We start from the raw sequence: 20,016 nt of genomic DNA on the forward strand, positions 1-20,016 counted from the left end.
CCTTAAAACCCAAAATTTTGGGCATTTATTCACTTGCCTGTACCGCAAATCAGGTACTACAATTAGTCTCATATCAAAGCTTGGCACTAGATGTAGTGGTAGTGGACTGAAAGACACTAGCGCTGTAGCTAGCAGTAAGTTGTCCGCATGTTGTCCACAAGTTGCCCACAAATTTGTTCATCGATTTGCCAATTAAGCACTTGCCGACACGCTTTATTTAAGTATTTGTACCCTGCTTCTCCCGTTTGCCAGCTCAGGCTACCGGCTGGCAGGGTATTGTTTTTCTTTTAATTTTGTTGACGGACCGGGTCGCGGAAGGCCGCAAGACGGTCCCCGTGTAAACAAGCAGCGGTCCGACCGCGCATCCTGGAGGCTCAATGCAAACAGCACAGAACATCTCGATCAACCCTCACGTCACCCCAGGATCGGCGTCGACCGGCCAGACCCCGGCCGAGATCGTCGCGCGCGGCGATTATCGCGTCATCCGCCGCAACGGCGCCGTCGTCGCTTTCGAGCCGACCAAGATCTCGGTCGCGATGACCAAGGCCTTCCTGGCCGTGGCCGGCGGCCAGGGCGCAGTGTCGGCGCGCATCCGCGAGCTGGTGGAACAGCTGACCGGTAACGTCGTGGCCGCGCTGGTGCGCCGCCAGCCGAACGGCGGCACCTTCCACATCGAAGACGTGCAGGACCAGGTCGAGCTGTCGCTGATGCGTTCGGGCGAACATGACGTCGCCCGTGAATACGTGCTGTACCGCGCCAAGCGCATGGACGAGCGCCGCGCGGCCAAGGAAGCCGCTGGCGGTACGCCAGTCGCCGCGCCGCAGATCCACGTGGTCGACGGCGGCGAGCGCCGCCTGCTGGACATCAACGACGTCCACGCCCTGGTGAATGCCGCCTGCTCGGGCCTGGAAAAACACGTCGACGCCGACGCGATCGTCGCCGAGACCCTGAAAAACCTGTACGACGGTGTGCCGGTCGAAGAGCTGTACAAGTCCGCCATCCTGGCTGCCCGCGCGCTGATGGAAAAGGACCCGGCCTACAGCCAGGTGACCGCGCGCATCCTGCTGCACACCATCCGCAAGGAAGTCTTCGAACACGAAGTGCCGCAAGCCGCAGCAGCAGCTGAATACCTCAGCTACTTCCCGCGCTATATCGCGAAGGGCATCCACAACGAGCTGCTGGACGAAGAACTGGGCAAGTACGACCTCGAGCGCCTGGCGAAAGCCATCGTCGCCGACCGCGACCTGCAGTTCGGCTACATCGGCCTGCAAACCCTGTACGACCGCTACTTCCTGCACGTGCGCGACGTGCGCATCGAAATGCCGCAGGCCTTCTACATGCGTGTCGCGATGGGCCTGGCCCTGCGCGAAGACGACCGCGAAGCGCGCGCCATCGAGTTCTACAACCTGCTGTCGTCGTTCGACTTCATGAGCTCGACCCCGACCCTGTTCAACTCGGGCACCCGCCGCTCGCAGCTGTCGTCGTGCTACCTGACCACCGTCGGCGACGACCTGGAAGGCATCTACGACGCTATCAAAGAGAACGCACTGCTGTCGAAGTTCGCCGGCGGCCTGGGCAACGACTGGACCCCGGTCCGTGCGCTGGGTTCGCGCATCAAGGGCACCAATGGCCGTTCGCAAGGCGTGGTGCCATTCCTGAAAGTGGTCAACGACACCGCGGTGGCAGTGAACCAGGGCGGCAAGCGCAAGGGCGCGGTCTGCGCCTACCTGGAAACCTGGCACCTGGACATCGAAGAATTCCTGGACCTGCGCAAGAATACCGGCGACGACCGCCGCCGCACCCACGACATGAACACCGCGAACTGGATTCCGGATATGTTCATGAAGCGCGTGATGGAAAAGGGCGCCTGGACCCTGTTCTCGCCATCCGAAACGCCGGACCTGCACGACCTGACCGGCAAGGCTTTCGAGAAAGCCTACCTGGCCTATGAAGCCAAGGCGGCCAATGGCGAAATGGCGGTGTTCAAGAAGATCGAAGCGCTGGACCTGTGGCGCAAGATGCTGTCGATGCTGTTCGAGACCGGCCACCCATGGATCACCTTCAAGGACCCATGCAATATCCGTTCGCCGCAGCAGCACGTGGGCGTGGTGCACTCGTCGAACCTGTGCACCGAGATCACCCTGAACACCAGCGCCGACGAAATCGCTGTCTGCAACCTGGGTTCGGTGAACCTGCCGCAGCACATGAAGGGCGATGGCCTGGACCACGTCAAGCTGCAAAAGACGATCCGCACCGCGATGCGCATGCTCGACAACGTCATCGACATCAACTACTACGCGGTGGACAAGGCGCGCAATTCGAACCTGCGCCACCGTCCGGTGGGCATGGGCGTCATGGGTCACCAGGACTGCCTGCACATGATGCGCATCCCGTTCGCGTCGGAGCAAGCCGTCAAGTTCGCCGACACTTCGATGGAAGCGGTCTGCTACTACGCCTACCTGGCGTCGACCGAACTGGCCGAAGAGCGCGGCCGCTATGACACCTATACCGGTTCGCTGTGGGACCGCGGCATCCTGCCGCAGGACTCGATCAAGCTGCTGGCCGAAGAACGCGGCGGCTACCTGGAGCAGGACACCAGCGAATCGATGGACTGGACCCCGGTGCGCGAGCGCATCAAGCAGTTCGGCATGCGTAACTCGAACTGCGTGGCGATCGCCCCGACCGCGACCATTTCGAACATCATCGGCGTGTCGGCCTGCATCGAACCGACCTTCCAGAACCTGTACGTGAAGTCGAACCTGTCGGGCGAATTCACCGAGATCAATTCGTACCTGGTGCGCGACCTGAAGGCGCGCGACCTGTGGGACGAAGTCATGATCGCCGACCTGAAATACTTCGACGGTTCGCTGTCCAAGATCGACCGCGTGCCGCAAGACCTGCGCGACATCTATGCAACGGCCTTCGAAGTGGAGCCGAAGTGGCTGGTGGAAGCCGCCTCGCGTCGCCAGAAGTGGATCGACCAGGCCCAGTCGCTGAACATCTACATGGCCGGCGCCTCGGGCAAGAAACTGGACGAGACCTATAAGCTGGCATGGCTGCGCGGCCTGAAGACCACCTACTACCTGCGCACCATCGCCGCGACCCACCTGGAGAAGTCGACCACCCGTACCGGCGCCCTGAACGCCGTGCCGGTCTCGGGCGGCCTGCAGGCAGGTCACGCAGCACCGGCGGCCGCCGCGCCAGTCGCGGCAGCTCCGGCCGCACCGGAAGCCGAAGGCGCCGCCTGCTACCTGCGTCCAGGCGACGACGGTTTCGAGGAATGCGAAGCCTGCCAGTAATGCTGTAACCAGGTGCGGGCCAACCGTCTGGTTCGCTCGCACCCGTAACCTCAACACCGTCGTTCCCGCGAAGGCGGGAACCCAAGTTTGCCAGCACTGCGCAAACGCCAAAGGTTCCCTCCGGCGGACGACTACCAACAACACTATTCGTGATCTGTGACGCGGTCCCCGCGACAGACTCACACCAGAAGGAAATCACCATGCTCTCTTGGGACGACGAACCAACCAGCGCCCAGCGCGCCCCACAAGCCGCCAACCCTGAAGGCGCCCCCGCCGCCGAAGTGGCAAAGCGCGTCAACGCCGACGACAAGCGCATCATCAACGGCTCGACCGACGTCAACCAGCTGGTGCCGTTCAAGTACAAATGGGCATGGGACAAATACCTGGCCGGCTGCGCGAACCACTGGATGCCGCAAGAAGTGAACATGCAGCGCGACATCGAGCTGTGGAAGAACCCGAACGGCCTGTCGGAAGACGAGCGCCGCCTGGTCAAGCGCAACCTGGGCTTCTTCGTGACCGCCGACTCGCTGGCCGCGAACAATATCGTGCTGGGCACCTACCGCCACATCACCGCACCCGAATGCCGCCAGTACCTGCTGCGCCAGGCCTTCGAAGAGGCGATCCACACCCACGCCTACCAGTACATCGTCGAATCGCTGGGCCTGGACGAAGGCGAGATCTTCAACGCCTATAACGAGATCGAGTCGATCCACGACAAGGACCAGTTCCTGATCCCGTTCATCGACGTCCTGACCAACCCCGATTTCACGACCGGCACGGTCGAGAACGACCAGAAGCTGCTGAAGTCGATCATCGTCTTCGCCTGCCTGATGGAAGGCCTGTTCTTCTACGTCGGCTTCACGCAAATCCTGGCGCTGGGCCGCCAGAACAAGATGACCGGCGCCGCCGAGCAGTACCAGTACATCCTGCGCGACGAGTCGATGCACGTGAACTTCGGCATCGACCTGATCAACACGATCAAGATGGAAAACCCGCAGCTGTGGACGCCGGAATTCCGCGACGAGATCAAGGCCCTGTTCCTGGAAGCGGTCGACCTGGAATACCGCTACGCCGAAGACACCATGCCACGCGGCGTGCTGGGCCTGAACGCCCCGATGTTCAAGGGCTACCTGCGCTTCATCGCCAACCGCCGCGCGGTGCAGATCGGCCTGGAGCCGCTGTTCCCGAATGAAGAGAATCCGTTCCCGTGGATGAGCGAGATGATCGACTTGAAGAAGGAACGCAACTTCTTCGAGACGCGCGTGACCGAGTATCAGACTGGTGGCACGCTGAGCTGGGATTGATGTTTGCTGGCGTCGCATGAATAACAAAACCCCGCTACTGCGGGGTTTTGTTATTCGGGGTGTCTATTACGTCGCTTACGCCGCCTTTGGACGCTGCGGCGCCTGACCCCATTTCCTGTCTGCCGACCACACCGCGAACGCCATGAACGACGCCTGCTGCGCCCGCTGTGCCGTCGCCCCTGGATCGCCCATATGTCCCGCATTGAGCAAGGTCCGCGACAGGATCGGACTGCCGGCAGTGGTCAGGCTGCGCGCCTTGACGGCAAACTTCAGCGGCTCCCAGAACGCCACTCGATCATCGGCCACGCTGCCCAGTGCCAGCAAGGCCGGATACGCCGCCTTGCGCAGGTGATCGTAAGGCGAGTAGGTCGCGATATACGCATGCTCCTCCGGCACCCGCGGATCACCCCAGAACGGGAACGACGTCGTCCCCAACGGGTGATTCTCGTAATGCTCGATCGTGGTAAGCACATCCAGGAACGGCATCTGCGCGATCACGCCGGCCCACAAATCCGGCCGCATCGTATAGATCGCGCCCATCAACAGCCCACCGGCCGAGAAGCCATGCGCCACGATGCGTCCCTTGCTCGTGTAGCGCTCGGCAATCAGGTGTTCGGCGCAGGTAATGAAGTCGGTAAAGGTCTTCTTCTTGCCCTGCTTGAGCACCGACCTCCACCACTCGGTGCCGCGCTCGGCGCCGCCGCGTACGTGGGCGATGGCGTGGATCCACCCTTGCTCGACCAAGGCGATCGCGCTTGGCGAGAATTCGGCGTCGATCGTCGCGCCGTAGGAGCCGTAACCGTACAGGAAGAGCGGGGCGCTGCCGTCGAGCTTCTGGCCCTTGCGCATCAGGACCGTGATCGGCACCAGCGCGCCATCCTCGGCCTTGGCGTTGAAACGCCGCACTTCGTAGCGCTCGCGGTCGTAGGCCTTGGAGACGACCGGGGCGCCGGCGGGCGTGAACTTTGCGCTGGCCAGGTCGAGGGTAAAGGCGGCGCGAGGCGTGCGCGGCGACTGGTAGCTGAAGGCCATGGTCGGCGCATTGCCGCCCTGGTCAAGCGGCACGCTGATCGCGTACGCTGTTTCGTCAAACGCGATCTCGCGTTCCTTGCCATCCGGCGCCATGACCACCAGCCGTGGCAGCGCGTCGCGCCACTCCTCGCGTACCAGATAGCCGTTGAACGGATGGACGGCGGCAATGAAGCGGCCCGGCTGATGCGCCACGAACGGCTTCCAGTTGGCGCGCGCAGGAGAAGCCGCGCTGGCCGTCATCAGCTTGAAGTCGACCGCGCCGTCGGCGTCGGTCAGCACCAGTAACTGGCCGTTCCACTCGTCGATGTCATAGCGCAGGCCAGCGGTACGCGGTTCTACCAGCACCGGCGTGGCGGTCGGCTTGTCCATCGGCACCAGGCGCACTTCGCCCATCTCGCCGTTGAACATCTTGATCACCACGTAGCCGCCCGCCGCCGTGGTGCGCAGGGCGATGAAGAAAGCCGGGTCCTTCTCTTCATAGATCAGCGTGTCGCCCGGCTTGCCGATCTCGCGCCGGTAGACGGTCGACGGCCGGCCCTTGTCGCTGCGGCCGATCCAGTACAGGTAGCGGCCGTCGGGTGACAGCGTGTAGCCGCTGTGGCCATTGGTGATGTCCGACACCAGCATCTCGCCGCTGGCGATGTCGCGTACGAAGACAGAGAAGATGCCTGCGCCGGTACGGTCGGCGGCCCAGGCGAACAGGCGGCCATCGTGGCTATGCTTCGGCGCGATCCAACCGAGCTTGTAGTGCTTCTTGCCCTTCGCCTCCAGGCCGACGTCGAGCAGCACCTGTTCCGGGCCGCCCGACGCCAGGCGGCGCAGGTACACGGGATAGTCGCTGCCGGGCGGCGTGCGTTCGTAGTACAGGTAGTCGCCGCTGCGGATCTCGACCGGCGTGCCGGATAGCGCGTCGAGCGCTTCCATGCGCGCAATCAGCTCCTTCTGCAGCGGCATGGAGGGCGCAAGCATGGCGTCCGTGTAGTCGTTCTCCAGCTTCACCGCCGCCTTGATCGGGGCGTCCAGCGAATCCGGCGCGCGCAGCACGGCGTGCCAGTCCTTTGGCTGGAACCAGGCGTAATCGTCCATACGCGAGTAACCGAGGCCGCCCACGTCGGTCGGGATACGCTTGTGCTGCGGCGGCAACGGCCAGGGGCGTGGCGCCACGCTGGCTGCCATGACCGGGCTGAAGGCGCTGGCCGCCAATGCGCTGGCGGAGACGAGGAATTGACGGCGGTCGATCATGCGGCGTCCTTGCTGATAGAGTTGGAAGAAGGGGACAGCGTCTGGCGCAGCCAGGCCGCGCCGTCGTCGATGGCGTCGCTTGCGACCTTGGAGACTTCCATCGCCTCGATGAAGCTGTGCGGCGCGCCCGGATACACCTTGATCTTGACCGGTACGTCGGCTTCGAGCAAGCGGCCGGCCATCAGGTAGTTCTGCTCCGTCAGCACATCGCATTCGGCGACACACAGGAAGACCGGCGGCATGCCGCGCAGGTCGGCCAGCAAGGTCGCCAGGTAGGGATCGCGGCGGTCGGCCACGCTGCCGATATACATGTTCCAGAATTCGTCGACCTCGTCGGAAGTCAGCATATCGTCCGGCGTGCCGTAGCGCTGGCGCGCGGCGGGCGACGGGTCGGGCGAGAAACCGCCATAGATGCTGAGGATGGCCTTGACCGCGTCATGCTCTCCGGCGTCGCGCAGCTTGAGCGCCGCGCCGAACGACAGGCTGCCGCCGGCCGAATCACCGCCCAGGGACAGGCGTTCAATGTCGATACCGAATTGCGCGCCATGTGCGCGCAGCCAGCGCACCGTCCCCACCACCTGGTTCAGGGCAATCGGATAACGCGCTTCCGGCGCCAGCGCGTAGTCGACGCCGATGACGGTCATGCCGCTCCTGGCTGCATACTCGCGCATCAGGCGGTCGTGGGTGTCGAGGCTGAACAGCGCCCAGCCGCCGCCGTGCATATAGACCAGCGCCGGCTTCGCCGTACCCGGCGCGGGATCGTAGAAGCGCAGGCGCACCGGCCCGGCTTCGGTATCGGCCACCTGTTCCGTCACGCTGGCCAGTTGCGGGCCGCCGGCCTGCCATGGCAGGCGTGATTGTTCGGCGATCGCGCGCCGTGCCGGCCAGTCGAGTACCCGGCCGGCGCTCAGGCGGCGGCCGGTGTCGCGCACGTCGTCGATGAAGCGCATGATGTCCGGGTCCAGCGGGGAGGGCGGTGGCAGCGCCGCCACCGGGGCGCGCTGGTCGCCGAAGCGGCGCATCCAGCCGGCCAGTTCGTCGGCGCCGGTCAGTTCCAGGCCGCGCAAGATGTCGGCGAAGACGTCGTCGCGCTCGTCCTGGCCCAGCTTGAACTTGCTGGTCACGTGCAGGATGCGCGCGCGGAAGCCCACCACGCCTTGCGCCAGCTTGTCGTAGCGCGCGCCCATGTCTTCGATGCGCCAGGCGGCGGGGCGATCCTGCTCCAGGTCGTCGGCCAGGCCGCGCAGCAGCGCCGCCGCGTCTTGCGGCGTGTCGCAGATGTCGACGTCGACGTCGAAGCGGGCGCTGGCGAAGTTCCAGGTAGGCGCCTGGGTGCGGTCGGCGAACCAGGAAGGGGAGATATAACCTTGTGGTCCGAGCAGCAGTACGGTGGCGCGGGGGGTGTCCATCAGCTGGCGCCAGTGGTCGTTGCTGCGGCCGAAATGGCCCAGGATACGCAGCGGCTGGCCATCGGCGTCGCATTCGAGCTGCACCGGCAGCACGGTTGCCTGCAGGTCGCCGGCCGCGCCGGAGACGATCCAGGCCAGCGGCTGGCTGCGTACCAGGTCGATCAGGTCGCGGGGGCTGCGGGGAGAAAACTTGTCGCTCATCGAGATTCTTTGTGTGGGTTGAACGCGTGGACGGGGGACCCGTCCACCCTACGATGCGACGGATAATGCCGGCCAGCGGCCATGCCAGGGCAATGCCTCCTCCAGCTCATAGGCCAAGGCCAGCAGCATGTCTTCCTGCCCGCGATCGGCCGCGAACATGCTGCCGATCGGCAGGCCGGCGCTGCTGGTGAACAGCGGCAGCGAGATCGCCGGCGTGCCCGCCATGTTCTGCAGCGGCGTGTAGGGAATCCAGGCGAACATCGTCTCCATCAGCTGCTCGGCCGGCACCGACGGACCGTAGGCGCCGAGCAGCGGCGCCGGCGTCGAGGCGACCGGCGACAGCACCACGTCATAGGTGGAATAAAACGCCGACAACTGCGCCGGCAGCCCGGCCAGTTGGCGATAGGCCGCTTCCAGCGCGTCGAAGGACAAGGTCTCGGCGCGCCGGCCCAGGGCCAGCGTCCACGGCTCGATCAAGTCTTCCAGCCGGCGGCCGCCACTTACGGCGCGCACCGCGTCCACGCAATCGGCGCCAAGATGCGTCCACAAGTCCTCGAACGCGCGCATGAACGCCGCGCCATCGATCGGCCACTCGACTTTTTCCACCTGATGGCCAAGCGAGGCGCACAGGTCGGCGCTGCGGCGGATCGCCTGCGCCACCTCGGCGTCCGGCGCCGCGCCGCGCAGGCCGTGTTCGATCACGCCGATGCGCAGGCGGCGCTGCGAGGCGCCTTGCACCATGGCGCGCTTCGGATCCAGGTGGGCGGCGGCGAAGGCCCAGGCCGTGTCGCGCACGCTGCGCGACATCAGGCTGTCGCCCACCAGCAGGTCTTCGACGTTGTGGCGCGAGCGCACCCGCACCGTGCTGTCGCGGCCCGGCTTCAGGCCGACGATGCCGCAGCAGGCGGCCGGCAGGCGGATCGAGCCGCCGCCGTCGCTGCCTTGCGCCAGCGGCACCAGGCCGGCCGCCACCGCGGCGCCGGCGCCGCCGCTCGAGCCGCCCGGCGAGTGGGCGCTTGACCACGGATTGACGGTCACCGGCCCGGCCAGCGGCTCGGTCGAGCCGAGCAGGCCGAATTCCGGCATCGACGTCTTGCCCACCGCAACCAGGCCGGCCGCATCCAGGCGCTCGACATACGGGTAACCGCTGGCCGCCAGCGCGCCGCTGCGGCTGCGCGAGCAGGAGCGGGTCGGCATGCCTGGATAGTCGAGCGAATCCTTCGGCATCCACGGCACGCCGCGCATGGCGCCGCCCTGCGGCAGGCTGGCCGCGTTCTTGCGCGCCAGTTCCGGTGCAAGGTGGCTGGTGGCGCGCAGCGCCGGGTCGAGCGCCTCGATGCGCATCAGCGCCGCCTCGGTGAGGGAGGCGGCGTCGAGTTCACCCTTGCGCACCAGGGCGGCCTGGTCGTGGGCGTCCAGGCGGCCGAGCGCGAAGGCGTCAGTGAGAGTCAGCATACGGTGGAGCTTCCTTGCAAGTGGGTTGAGAAGTCGCCGCCTGGCGCTGTGCGCGCGGACGGCCGTAGAACAGGTAGAGCGACAGGCCGGCCAGTGCGTACAGGCCGAGCAGGATGCTGGATAGCCAGTCGCCGCGCCGCGCCTGGTCGACGATGTCGAGCGCCACCGGCAGGGTCATGGTGAAGCTGGTGACGATCGCCAGCACCGGCACCACGCCGAACCAGATGCCGCCGATGCGCACGCCGCCCAGCGGAACGCGGAACTTGCGTTCCAGGTGCGGCTGGGTATTGCGCATGTGGATCAGGCTCACTGCCACCATGGCGAACATGAAGGCCACGCCGAACGAGATCAGGTCGGCCATTACCGAGATCGGCAGCAGGGCGGCGCCGACCGCCGCGATCGCCGCCAGCAGCAGGTTGCCGCGCGCCAGGCTGTTGCGGCGCGGGTGGATCCACGAGAACAACCGGGGCAGGTAGCCGTCGCACGACATCGCATAGCACACGCGCGAATGGCCGAAGGCGTTCGCCAGCAGCACCGAGGCCAGGCCCGCCAGCGCGCCGATCTTGATCACGGTGGCGAAGGCCGGCATGCCGATGCGGTCGACCGCCAGCGCGATCGGATCGGGCACGCCCAGTTCGCGGAACGGCACCAGGCCGGTCAGCACGAAGGCGCTCAGCACATACAGGCCGGTGCACACCGCCAGCGAGCCGAGGATGCCGATGGGGACGTCGCGCTGCGGCATGCGCGTTTCGGCGGCGGCGGTGGAGACGGTCTCGAAGCCGAGGAAGGCGAAGAACAGCAGCGAGGCGGCGCGCGCCACGCCTTCCCAGCCATAGGTAAAACCGCCTTCGTTGGGCGGTACGAAGGGCGACCAGTTGCCGGCATCGACCGCCTGCATGCCGACCAGGATGAAGCCGAGCAGCACGCCCACCTTCAGCACCACCAGCAGGGTGCTGACCAGGGCGTAGCGCGACATGCCCAGCGCTGCGATGCCGCCGGCGCTCAATACCGCGAGCGCGGCGACCAGGTTGAAGCCGGAGCCGAGCGACAGCACGTGGCGGCCGTCGACCTGGTTCGACTGCACCAGCGGCGTCGAGAGCGCCGCCGGCAGGTGGATGCCGAAATCGCCCAGCAGGCTGCCCAGGTAGCCGGCGAAGCCGACCGCCAGCAGCGAGGCGGCCACGCTGTATTCGAGGAACAGCAGCCATCCCAGGGCCCAGGCCGGCCCGCCGCCGAGCGTGCGCCGGCAGTAGGTGTAGGCCGAGCCGGATTCGGGCATCGACGACGCCAGTTCGGCGTAGCACAGCGCCACCAGCAGGCAGGCCAGGCCGGCGATCACGAACGACACCGTCACCGCGGGCCCGGCGAAGCGCGCCGCCGCGGTGCCGGTCATCACGTAGACGCCGGCGCCGAGGATGTTGGCGATGCCGAGCACCAGCAACCCGCCCCAGCCCATGCTGGGACGCAGCGCATTGGCTGTCACGGCGCTGCTCACAGGCGCCAGTGCAGGCGCACGCCCGCAGTACGTGGGCGGATCACGAACTGCTGCTGCCCGAACGGTTCCTCGCTGCCGTAGCCGAAGGTGACGCCGCGCTTGTCGGCGATGTTATTGACGAACAGGCTCAGCTCCAGGTTATCGAACCACATCGCGTAGCGCGCATCGAACTGGCTGAAGCCATTGATGCGCTGGTCGGCCTGCTGCAGGTTGGCCGGCGCGTCCGAGATATAGCGGCCGCTGAGCGTGAAGCTCGGCGTGTACGCGTTGTTCCAGCGGTAGGTCATGGAACTCGACAACTGGTGCTTCGACCCGCCCGGCAAGGTCTGGCCCTTGCGCAGCGGGACGGCCGCTTCGAGCAGGTCCTCCGTCAATTCGCCGTCCAGGTAGGTGTAGTTCAGGTTCAGGTCGAGGTTGTCCAGCGCGCGCCAGGTGCCCGAGAACTCGGCGCCGCGGATGCGCGCCTTGCCGGCATTGGTGCCGTAGCTGAAATTATCGGGCCGGTACAGGCGCACCTGCAGGTCTTCCCAGTCGATGTAGAAGGCGGCGGCGTCCAGCGTCAGGCGGCGGTCGAACAGCGCGGTCTTGACGCCCAGTTCGTAGTTGCGCAGCGAATCGCTCTTCCAGCCGGCCGGGGTATCGAAGCCGGCCAGCGGGAAGATGCTGTTCGGGTTGCCGAAGCGGTAGCCTTCCGACGCGACCGCGTAGTACAGCGTGTTCGGGGTGGCCTTGTAGCCCAGCGAGATCTTGGGCGAGAAGCCGGTTTCCGCCTGGCGGCCCATCGGCGTGATCACCGATTCCGGGAACAGCACGCCATAGCGCTCGTCTGCATTGGTCACCTCGGTGTCGAACCAGCGTCCGCCGACGGTCAATTTCCAGGCTCCGAAGTTGGCCGACGCTTCGCCAAAGACGGCTTTCTCGTTGCCCCAGACCTTGCCCCAGCCCCAGTAGTAGTAATCGCCGCGCAGCAGGTCGGGGCCGACTTGCGGCAGCATGATCTCGTAGGCGCCTTCGGCCGACAGGTCTTCGTCGAAGCGCTTGGTGGTCTTCTGGTACGAGGCGCCGAGCAGCCATTCGAAGGCGCCGCCGGTTGGCGATGCCAGGCGCAGCTCGTAGTTGCGGTTCTCGCTCCAGCCCAGCTGGCGGAATAGTTGCGGATCGCTGGTGCCGAGATAGCCGGGGTAGTACGGCGTGTAGTCGGCGTGCAGCACCTGCGATTTTTTATTGTAGGCGGCGATGCCGGTCAGCTTGGCGAAACCGAAGTCGTGGTCCAGGCGCGCGCTGTGCAGTGCGAAGTTGAGGTCAAAGCGGGTCGGCAGGGACGTCGAGCGCACCAGTTCCCCGTAGTTGCTCATGCGGTAAGAGGCATCGTCGGCGTCCGAGTCCTGCCACAGGCTGAGCCAGCTGAACTTGGTGGCGGCGCCCGGCGACCACACCACCGACACGCGGCCGTCGTCGACACGGTTGTCGTTGCTGCCCTTGCGGTTGATGCCGATGTTGTCGAGGTAGCCCGGCTGGTCGCGCCGGCTGGCGACGAAGCGCACCGCCAGCTGGTCCTTGATCAGCGGGACGTTGACCATCGCCTTGGCGGTATAGCCGATACTGCTGGTGTTGCGGGTGGTGCTGATCGAGCTCTCGAGGGCGGCGTCGACGCCACCGGCATCGGCTTCCTTCGCCACGTAGTTGATCGCGCCGCCCAGCGACGAGGCGCCGTACAGGGTGCCTTGCGGCCCGCGCAGCACCTCGACCCGGCCGACGTCGAAGGTGTCGATATCGGGGATCGACACCGCGTAGCCCGGTTCGCTCAGGGGAATCTCGTTGATGTAGTAGCCGGTCGGGCCCTGGCCCTGGTCGAGGCCCGCCGTGGTGCCCACGCCGCGGATCACGGCGGTCGAGTTGCCGGCCGGGCCGGCATTGAAGACGACGCCGGGCAGCTTGCCCAGGTAGTCGGCATACGACTCGGCGCCCAGTTTGCTCAGGGTGTCGCCGCTGATGGCGCTGGCGCCGCCCGCGATATTCGACAGGCTCTGGCCGCGCTTGCCGATCACGACCACTTCTTCGACCGGGGCGTTGCCGGCTTGCGCCTCGCCGCCAGGGGATGTGGGGGATGGGGAAGCCTGGGACTGGGCCTGGGCAGGGAACAGGCTGAGAAGCGCCAGCGAGATGGCGGTATGGCGCAGCAGTGCAGAAGATCGTGGTTTCATTCCAGATGACTTTCCGTAGCAGTTGGGCAGCGAATGGGTAACACCCGTGGATGGAAGCTTGTCCATGGCTCTTGTCGGCCGCTTCCTTGTGTTTCAGATACCGTTCCACTGTAGGATTAATTGCTGGGCCAGTCCATCCGGTCCGCCCGCCTTATTCGTATGCTATGTCATTGAGTTGTAATGACTTTTTTGACCGATGCACAAGATCTGGCGCTTGCAGCCATGCAAATTAGGCAGAATCTGCGCGATTCCACTGTGCAAATAGGCAGTTCCTGCACTACACGGTCGAAACGGCCTGTCCATCGACTGCGCCAATTCGATGCACGGACCGGCCGGCGGCCATGCCGAGCACGTGGATGGTGCGTCCCGCGTCACATTGCAGTGCGCGGCGTTCTGCCGGGGCCAATGCCATCACGCCATCGATGGGTACGGCGCTGCTGGCGATCACCCTGAAGTCGTTCACTTGCGCAGTGCAGGCCAGCGAAGTGCGCTCGCCGCCGCGAACGTCGTCCATGGCCGCCACGGTCGCAACCATGCTCTCGCGGGTGGCGCGCAACTCGCGCGTAGTCGCCTGCAGCACCGGACCGCCGTCGAAGATGTCGATATAGGCGCTGGCGCGCAGGCCTTCCTGTTCCAGCAGGCGCCGCGCGGGCGCCGTGTCGACGTGGGTCTGGCCGATGGCGGCGCGCGCGGCGTCGGATAAAAAGCAGGTGTAGATCGGATAGCGCGGCATCAGTTCGGCGATATAGCTCTTGGCGCCGGGCTGGCACATATCGTCGGCGCGCGCGAAATCCATGCCGAAGAATTTGCGGCCGACGCTCTCCCAGAACGGCGAACCGCCGCCGGCGTCCTGGTAGCCGCGCATTTCGGCGAACACGCCGCGCGCGAACAAGTGGGGATGTTCGGCGATGAACAGGAAGCGGCTTTTCGAGAGCAGCTTGCCGGCGCCGCCGCGCCGGTAGTCGGGATGCAGGAACAGCGAGCACAGTTCGGCGCTGCCGGTCAGGTCGTGCGACAGGTACAGCACCTCGTGCCTGACATAGACGTCGGCCGCCGCCGCGGAATGCACCAGGGTGCCCAGCCGGTAGTTATAGAAAGGTTCGTCGAGGCCGACGGCGGCCTTGATGGCGGCGATGCCGCCGACGCGGCCTTGCGCCAGGTCTTCCAGCACGAAGACGTAGTCGCGCAATTCCGGCGCGACCGTTTGCGCGAACGAGGCTTGCGCCAGCGCGAGGCGCTCGGCCAGCGCCTGGCGGTCGGCCTTCAGCGTCGTCATGCCGGGACCCGCGGAAGCGGCCAGTTGCAGCACCGCGTCCAGGTCGGACGGTGTCGCCGCGCGCACGATGAACATACGATCTCCCTTGTTGTTGGCAGACCGAAAACTCTAGGGTGAAACAGGTCAGCCGTCCAACTGCTGAAAAACGACGCGGATTCTAGTCAGGTGATTGATTTCAAAGGAAGTTTTTTCTTGATCGCGCAACTTTCACACTGCCGGCCTGCTGCATAACCGTCGATTCGCTTGTCGCGGCCAGCAATTTCGGCAGTTCCTGCACCCGAGTCCTTATCGAAATCGGGTACGATTCTTGCAAACAATAGCGGAGCAAGTCGCCGACGTTGATGGCGTCCGCACACCAGGAGACCATCATGACCCAGAAAGAAATCGACCGCATCGACCGCAAGATCATGGATCTGCTGCAGCAGGATGCGCGCGTGACCAACCAGGCGCTGGCTGACAAGGTCGCGCTGTCGCCCAGCGCCTGCCTGCGCCGCGTGCGCGACCTGGAGGAGCGCGGCTTCATCACCGGCTACCGCGCGCAGATCGCGGTCGACAAGATCCGCAACGTGCTGATCGTGCTGGCGCAGGTTTCGTTCGAGCGCCATACGATGAACGACTTCGGCGCCTTCGACGACTGCATCGCCGGCATGCCCGAAGTCGTCGAATCGTGCCGCGTGAGCGGCTTGTACGACTACATGCTGCGCGCCGTGGTCGACGACATGCAGGACTGGAAGCGGCTGATGCTGGTGATGCTCAACGGCGGCTTCGGCGTCGAGAAGATCGTGTCGCACTTCCTGATGGACGAGATGAAGTCGTTCAGCGGCTACCAGCTCATCTCCGATCCGGCCAAGGAACAGCGCAAGGCGGTTCGCGTGCGCGATGCTGACGTCAGGCCAGTCGCGTAAACACCTGCACTGGGATGACTTGCCCTATGATGGCGCTTTTTCAAGCCTGACCAGGAGACACACTTGCAAGCCACACCCTTGATGCTGCACGCGCTCATGCTCGCCGGCCTGGCGACGGTATCCGTCGCCCACGCGGCATCCGCGCCGCCCCAGACCACCGCCGGCCGCACCGTTTTCCAGAACAACTGCGCCAGCTGCCATACGGTCGATGCGAAGCTGTCGCCGCTCGCCGGTCCCGGCGTGTTCGGCGTCGTCGGCCGCAAGGCGGCGGGCGTCCCTGGCTTCAATTATTCGGGCGCGCTGGCCAAGGCCGGGGCTGCGGGCCTGGTCTGGACCCGTGAAGAGCTGGACGTGTTCCTGCTCGACCCGTCCAAGCGGGTGCCCGGCACCACGATGCCGGTCGGCCTGCCGGACCAGAAGATGCGCGCGGCGCTGATCGATTACCTGGCCAGCCTGCAGGGGCCTGCCACCGCTGCCGCAGCACCGGCAGCAGCAGCAGCGGCGAAGCCACTCGAGCGCGCCGGTTCCTGGGACGACACCCAGCCCGGCAAGATCTTCCACTTCAAGCCGAGCGACCTGGCCAGGCCGTTCGCCACCGAGAGCGCAGGCAACGGCCCGCGCGTGCAGGCGCGTCCGAACGGTTCGATCCCGAATGTGATGCCCGGTTTCGAGGTCGGCGTGTTCGCCCAGGTCGATGAGAAGCCGCGCGTGGCGCTGCGCGCGCCGAACGGCGACGTGTTCCTGGCCGCGACCGGCGCCGGTGAGGTCAAAGTGCTGCGCTCGAAGAACGGCGACAAGGCCGATACCGCTGCGGTGTTCGCCACCGGCCTGTCGCGGCCCTACGGCATGGCGTTCTGGCCGTCCGGCGCGAACCCGCAATACCTGTATGTCGCCAACGTCAATTCGGTGGTGCGCATCCCTTACCGCACCGGCGACTTGAAGGCGCGCGGGCAGGCCGAGGTCGTGATCCCCGAACTGTCCGAGACCAGCGGCGGCCACACCACCCGTACCCTGGCGTTCTCGAAGGACGGCAAGACCATGCTGCTGTCGATCGGCTCGGCCACCAATATCGCCAGCGAGATCGGACCGAAGCCGCCGCTGCCGCTGGCCGAATGGGAGAAGCAGCATGGCTTCGGCGCGGCCTGGGGCGTCGAGACCGACCGCGCCACCGTGATGGCCTTCGACCCGGACGGCAAGAACCGCCGCACCTACGCGACTGGCCTGCGCAACTGCGTCGGCATGCTGGTCTACCCGAGCACCGGCGACGTGATGTGCAATGTGAACGAGCGCGACGCGCTGGGCGACAACCTGCCGCCGGACTACCTGACGCGCGTGAAGCAGGGCGGCTTCTATGGCTGGCCGTGGTACTACATCGGCGACAACGAAGACCCGCGCCTGGCCGGCATCCGTCCCGACCTGAAGGGCAAGACGATCGTGCCGGACGTGCTGCTGCAGGCCCATTCGGCGCCGCTGGGCATGGTGGTGTACCACGCGCCGAAGGGTGCGAAGCACGCCTTCCCGAATGAATACGAGGGCGACATCTTCGTCGCGCTGCACGGTTCCTGGAACCGCGGCGTGCGCACCGGCTACAAGGTGGCGCGCGTGTTCATGAAGGATGGCGTGCCGACCGGGCAGTACCAGGACTTCATGAGCGGCATGGTGATCAGCGACCGCGACGTCTGGGGTCGCCCGGCCGCGGTCGAAGTGGCGCAGGATGGCGCCCTGCTGGTGGTGGACGATGCCGGCGGCACGGTGTGGCGGATTGTGCCGAAGCCTGCACCGAAACGCTAGATCGGCAGGCTTGCCTGCGCTAAGATGGGATCGACGCGGCATTCGCCGCCTCGATCCCGGAGCCAGGCATGAAACAGCATCGCAGTTGGTCGGTCGTTCCCGCGGCGCTGGCGCTCGGCGCCTGTGCCAGCGCCGAGCCGCCGCCGGTGGTCCAGCCGCCGATCGTCCTGGGCGGCTATGTAAAGGACGCGCCGCTCGACGAAGCCTGCACCAGCTTGATCGGCCAGGCGGCGGCGCGCGATGCGCAGCGCGAGTTCAAGCTGGCCGGGATGCTCAACACGAATACCTATCCCAAGCCCGGCACATCGCGGGTCAGGTCCATTCCCGACATGCCGCTGGTGCCGTTCGGGAGTCACCGGGCCGGCGAACCGGTGCCGCAAATGGACGGCACCGCGCGCGCGCTCTACGTCAACTGCGAAACGCGCCAGGCCTATGTGTCAAAGCGCGGCGGCGTCATCGACATCACTTACTGGTACGGGCCGTTCGGCCTGTGACTCTTCACGCTGCCTGCGGCAGGCCCTTGCGGCCAGCCGCGGCGTCCAGGCTCCAGGCGCCGGCGCCGAAGGCCACCACCTGCAGCAGGCCGCCGGCCATCGCAACGTTCTTGAGCAGGTGGATCAGCTGGTTCTGGTCGCCGATCGCGTTGTGGAAGACGAAGGCCGTCACCAGCGAGAACAGGGCCAGGGCGGCTGCCACCGGGCGGGTCTTGTAGCCGAGGGCGAGCAGGGCGCCGCCGCCGATCTCGATGGCGATCGCGCCGATCAGGGCCAGCGAGGCGAAGGGCAGGCCGGCCGATTCGATATAGCCCAGCGTGCCCTCCGGCGCCAGCGCCTTGCCGATGCCGCTGAAGACGAAGATCGTGGCCATCAGCACGCGGCCGATGCCGGGAATGATGGAGTCGTTGGTAGCGATGGCGTTGGTGTTCATGATCGATCCTTTCGAGTTGTGATTGGTGGTCGCAGCGGGTTGGCCGGGGTTCCTGCCTGGCGCCGTTCATCGTAGGTGCGGCGTCCATGAACGTCATCCTACGCAAGGTAGATCGATCCAAGAAGCCTATATAATTCGATATTAACTATCGATGGAGTAGATGGATGCTCGACGCGATGTCCATGGACCAGCTGCGTACCTTTATCGCCGCCGCCGACGAAGGCAGCTTCTCGGCCGCCGGCCGCAAGCTGCGGCGCGCGCAATCGGTGGTGAGCCACACGCTGGCCAATCTCGAGCTGCAGGTGGGCTTCGCGCTGTTCGACCGCTCGGGGCGCTATCCACAACTGACCGAGGCCGGCCGCGCGCTGCTCGCCGATGCGCGCCGCGCGGCCGACAGCATGGATGCGTTCAAGGCGCGCGCGCGCACCCTGGCCGAGGGCCTGGAGCCGGAGCTGTCGGTGGCGGTCGACGTGATGTACCCGATCGCGAAGCTGACCACCGCGGTGCAGGCCTTCCACCGCGAGTACGCGTCGACGCCACTGCGCCTGTACGTCGAGGCGCTCGGCGCGGTGGTGCGGCCGCTGCTCGAAGGCCAGTGCGGGATCGCGGTGATCGGTTCGCTGCCCGAGGTGCCGCCGGGCTGCGCCTCCGAATACCTGCTCGGCGTGCCGGCGGTGGCGGTGGTCGCGCCCGGTCATCCGCTGGCCCGGGCCGTCGGCACGGTGATGCGCGCTGAAGCCGCGCGCCATGTGCAGCTGGTGCTGACCGATCGTTCGAACCTGACCCAGGGCCGCAACTACGGCGTGCTGTCGCCGCACGTCTGGCGCCTGGCCGACCTCGGCGCCAAGCACGCCTTCCTGCGCGCGGGTCTCGGCTGGGGCAATATGCCGCTGCATATGGTCGAGCAGGACCTGGAAACCGGCGCCCTGGTGCGCCTGGAACTCGAAACCCATCCGCTGCTCGGCACAGGCTTTTCCATGCACGCGATCTTCCGGAACGACCAGCCGCCGGGTCCGGCGGGGCGCTGGTTCATCGACCGTTTGAAATGCGATGGCTGACGGGCGCTCCCTATTTTGACGGGTGTAAATGCACTTTGGAATCGGCGGCCTGTCTTGCCGCCCGGGCTTACTCATGTGCGCCGATTCAGATGCGGTGCAGATCGGTTTATCGATCAGTTGAAATGCGATAGGTAAAGGCCGTAGCGCGCGTCGGGCCTGGCGCGGATAGACGCGGGTGCGCGCAATTCGCTGTCCATATCGCGCGACTTTTTTTGGCATTCACGGTTGCGCGCTCACAAAGAATGCGCGTACTTTACGTGATTGAATTTGTCAAATCGAGAAGATGTGATATTGTCGCGGGCATCGGGCAAAATCGATCGAATAATAGGACGCTGAACCAAACAGTATGCACGGATGCGAAGCGAAAAGAACAAGCCGGCTTGTCTGACCAATTGCTCAGGCAAGGCGGCTTTTTCTT

13 protein-coding genes are annotated in these 20,016 nt (G+C 65.7%); 6 read left to right on the plus strand and 7 right to left on the minus strand.

Features of this window, described 5'->3' with window-relative positions; genetic code table 11:
- Positions 1-377 precede the first annotated feature (377 nt).
- Both Q9246_RS01760 and Q9246_RS01765 read left to right on the plus strand, forming a co-directional pair.
- Positions 378-3,299, plus strand: a complete 2,922-nt coding sequence (locus tag Q9246_RS01760; RefSeq protein ID WP_306394967.1) for a ribonucleoside-diphosphate reductase subunit alpha — start codon at positions 378-380, stop codon at positions 3,297-3,299.
- A gap of 200 nt (positions 3,300-3,499) precedes the next feature.
- Positions 3,500-4,603 carry a ribonucleotide-diphosphate reductase subunit beta gene (locus Q9246_RS01765; protein ID WP_306394969.1) on the plus strand — a complete coding sequence of 368 codons (1,104 nt, stop codon included), beginning with the start codon at positions 3,500-3,502 and terminating at the stop codon, positions 4,601-4,603.
- 75 nt (positions 4,604-4,678) lie between these two features.
- On the opposite strand, the gene Q9246_RS01770 is transcribed toward Q9246_RS01765, so the two are convergent.
- The 6 genes from Q9246_RS01770 to astA form a co-directional block, all read right to left on the minus strand.
- Positions 4,679-6,877 carry a prolyl oligopeptidase family serine peptidase gene (locus Q9246_RS01770; RefSeq protein ID WP_306394970.1) on the minus strand — a complete coding sequence of 733 codons (2,199 nt, stop codon included), beginning with the start codon at positions 6,875-6,877 and terminating at the stop codon, positions 4,679-4,681.
- On the minus strand, positions 6,874-8,487 hold the full coding sequence (locus Q9246_RS01775) for an alpha/beta hydrolase fold domain-containing protein (RefSeq protein ID WP_306394971.1): 1,614 nt from the start codon (positions 8,485-8,487) through the stop codon (positions 6,874-6,876). The genes Q9246_RS01770 and Q9246_RS01775 overlap by 4 nt, the downstream gene beginning before the upstream one ends.
- 48 nt (positions 8,488-8,535) lie before the next feature.
- Complete coding sequence (locus tag Q9246_RS01780; RefSeq protein WP_306394974.1) at positions 8,536-9,942, minus strand: amidase family protein; 1,407 nt, start codon at positions 9,940-9,942, stop codon at positions 8,536-8,538.
- Complete coding sequence (locus Q9246_RS01785) at positions 9,926-11,425, minus strand: amino acid permease (protein ID WP_306394976.1); 1,500 nt, start codon at positions 11,423-11,425, stop codon at positions 9,926-9,928. Before Q9246_RS01785 ends, Q9246_RS01780 begins: the two co-directional genes overlap by 17 nt.
- Positions 11,426-11,433: 8 nt before the next feature.
- Positions 11,434-13,641 (minus strand): TonB-dependent receptor, encoded by a 2,208-nt coding sequence (locus tag Q9246_RS01790; RefSeq protein WP_306394978.1) that lies wholly within the window; start codon positions 13,639-13,641, stop codon positions 11,434-11,436.
- 277 nt (positions 13,642-13,918) lie between these two features.
- Positions 13,919-14,992, minus strand: a complete 1,074-nt coding sequence (gene astA, locus Q9246_RS01795) for an arginine N-succinyltransferase (protein WP_306394980.1) — start codon at positions 14,990-14,992, stop codon at positions 13,919-13,921.
- Between the two features lie 293 nt (positions 14,993-15,285).
- Between astA and Q9246_RS01800 the strand changes: the two genes are divergently transcribed.
- The 3 genes from Q9246_RS01800 to Q9246_RS01810 all read left to right on the plus strand — a co-directional run bounded on the left by Q9246_RS01800 (position 15,286) and on the right by Q9246_RS01810 (position 18,107).
- Positions 15,286-15,822: an Lrp/AsnC family transcriptional regulator gene (locus Q9246_RS01800; RefSeq protein ID WP_306394981.1), complete on the plus strand. Its 537-nt coding sequence runs from the start codon at positions 15,286-15,288 to the stop codon at positions 15,820-15,822.
- 63 nt (positions 15,823-15,885) lie between these two features.
- Positions 15,886-17,613 carry a PQQ-dependent sugar dehydrogenase gene (locus Q9246_RS01805; RefSeq protein ID WP_306394984.1) on the plus strand — a complete coding sequence of 576 codons (1,728 nt, stop codon included), beginning with the start codon at positions 15,886-15,888 and terminating at the stop codon, positions 17,611-17,613.
- 68 nt (positions 17,614-17,681) lie between these two features.
- Positions 17,682-18,107, plus strand: a complete 426-nt coding sequence (locus tag Q9246_RS01810) for a hypothetical protein (RefSeq protein ID WP_306394986.1) — start codon at positions 17,682-17,684, stop codon at positions 18,105-18,107.
- A 4-nt stretch (positions 18,108-18,111) separates the two neighbouring features.
- Here the strand turns inward: Q9246_RS01810 and Q9246_RS01815 are convergent, their stop codons facing one another.
- Positions 18,112-18,540, minus strand: a complete 429-nt coding sequence (locus Q9246_RS01815; RefSeq protein WP_306394988.1) for a DoxX family protein — start codon at positions 18,538-18,540, stop codon at positions 18,112-18,114.
- Positions 18,541-18,704: 164 nt separating this feature from the next.
- Between Q9246_RS01815 and Q9246_RS01820 the strand changes: the two genes are divergently transcribed.
- Positions 18,705-19,598, plus strand: coding sequence for a LysR family transcriptional regulator (locus Q9246_RS01820; RefSeq protein ID WP_306394989.1), 894 nt, complete (start codon positions 18,705-18,707; stop codon positions 19,596-19,598).
- The last annotated feature ends 418 nt before the right edge of the window (positions 19,599-20,016 follow it).

The organism is Telluria beijingensis (genome assembly GCF_030770395.1).
In the GTDB taxonomy this organism is placed as follows: Bacteria; Pseudomonadota; Gammaproteobacteria; order Burkholderiales; family Burkholderiaceae_D; genus Telluria; species Telluria beijingensis.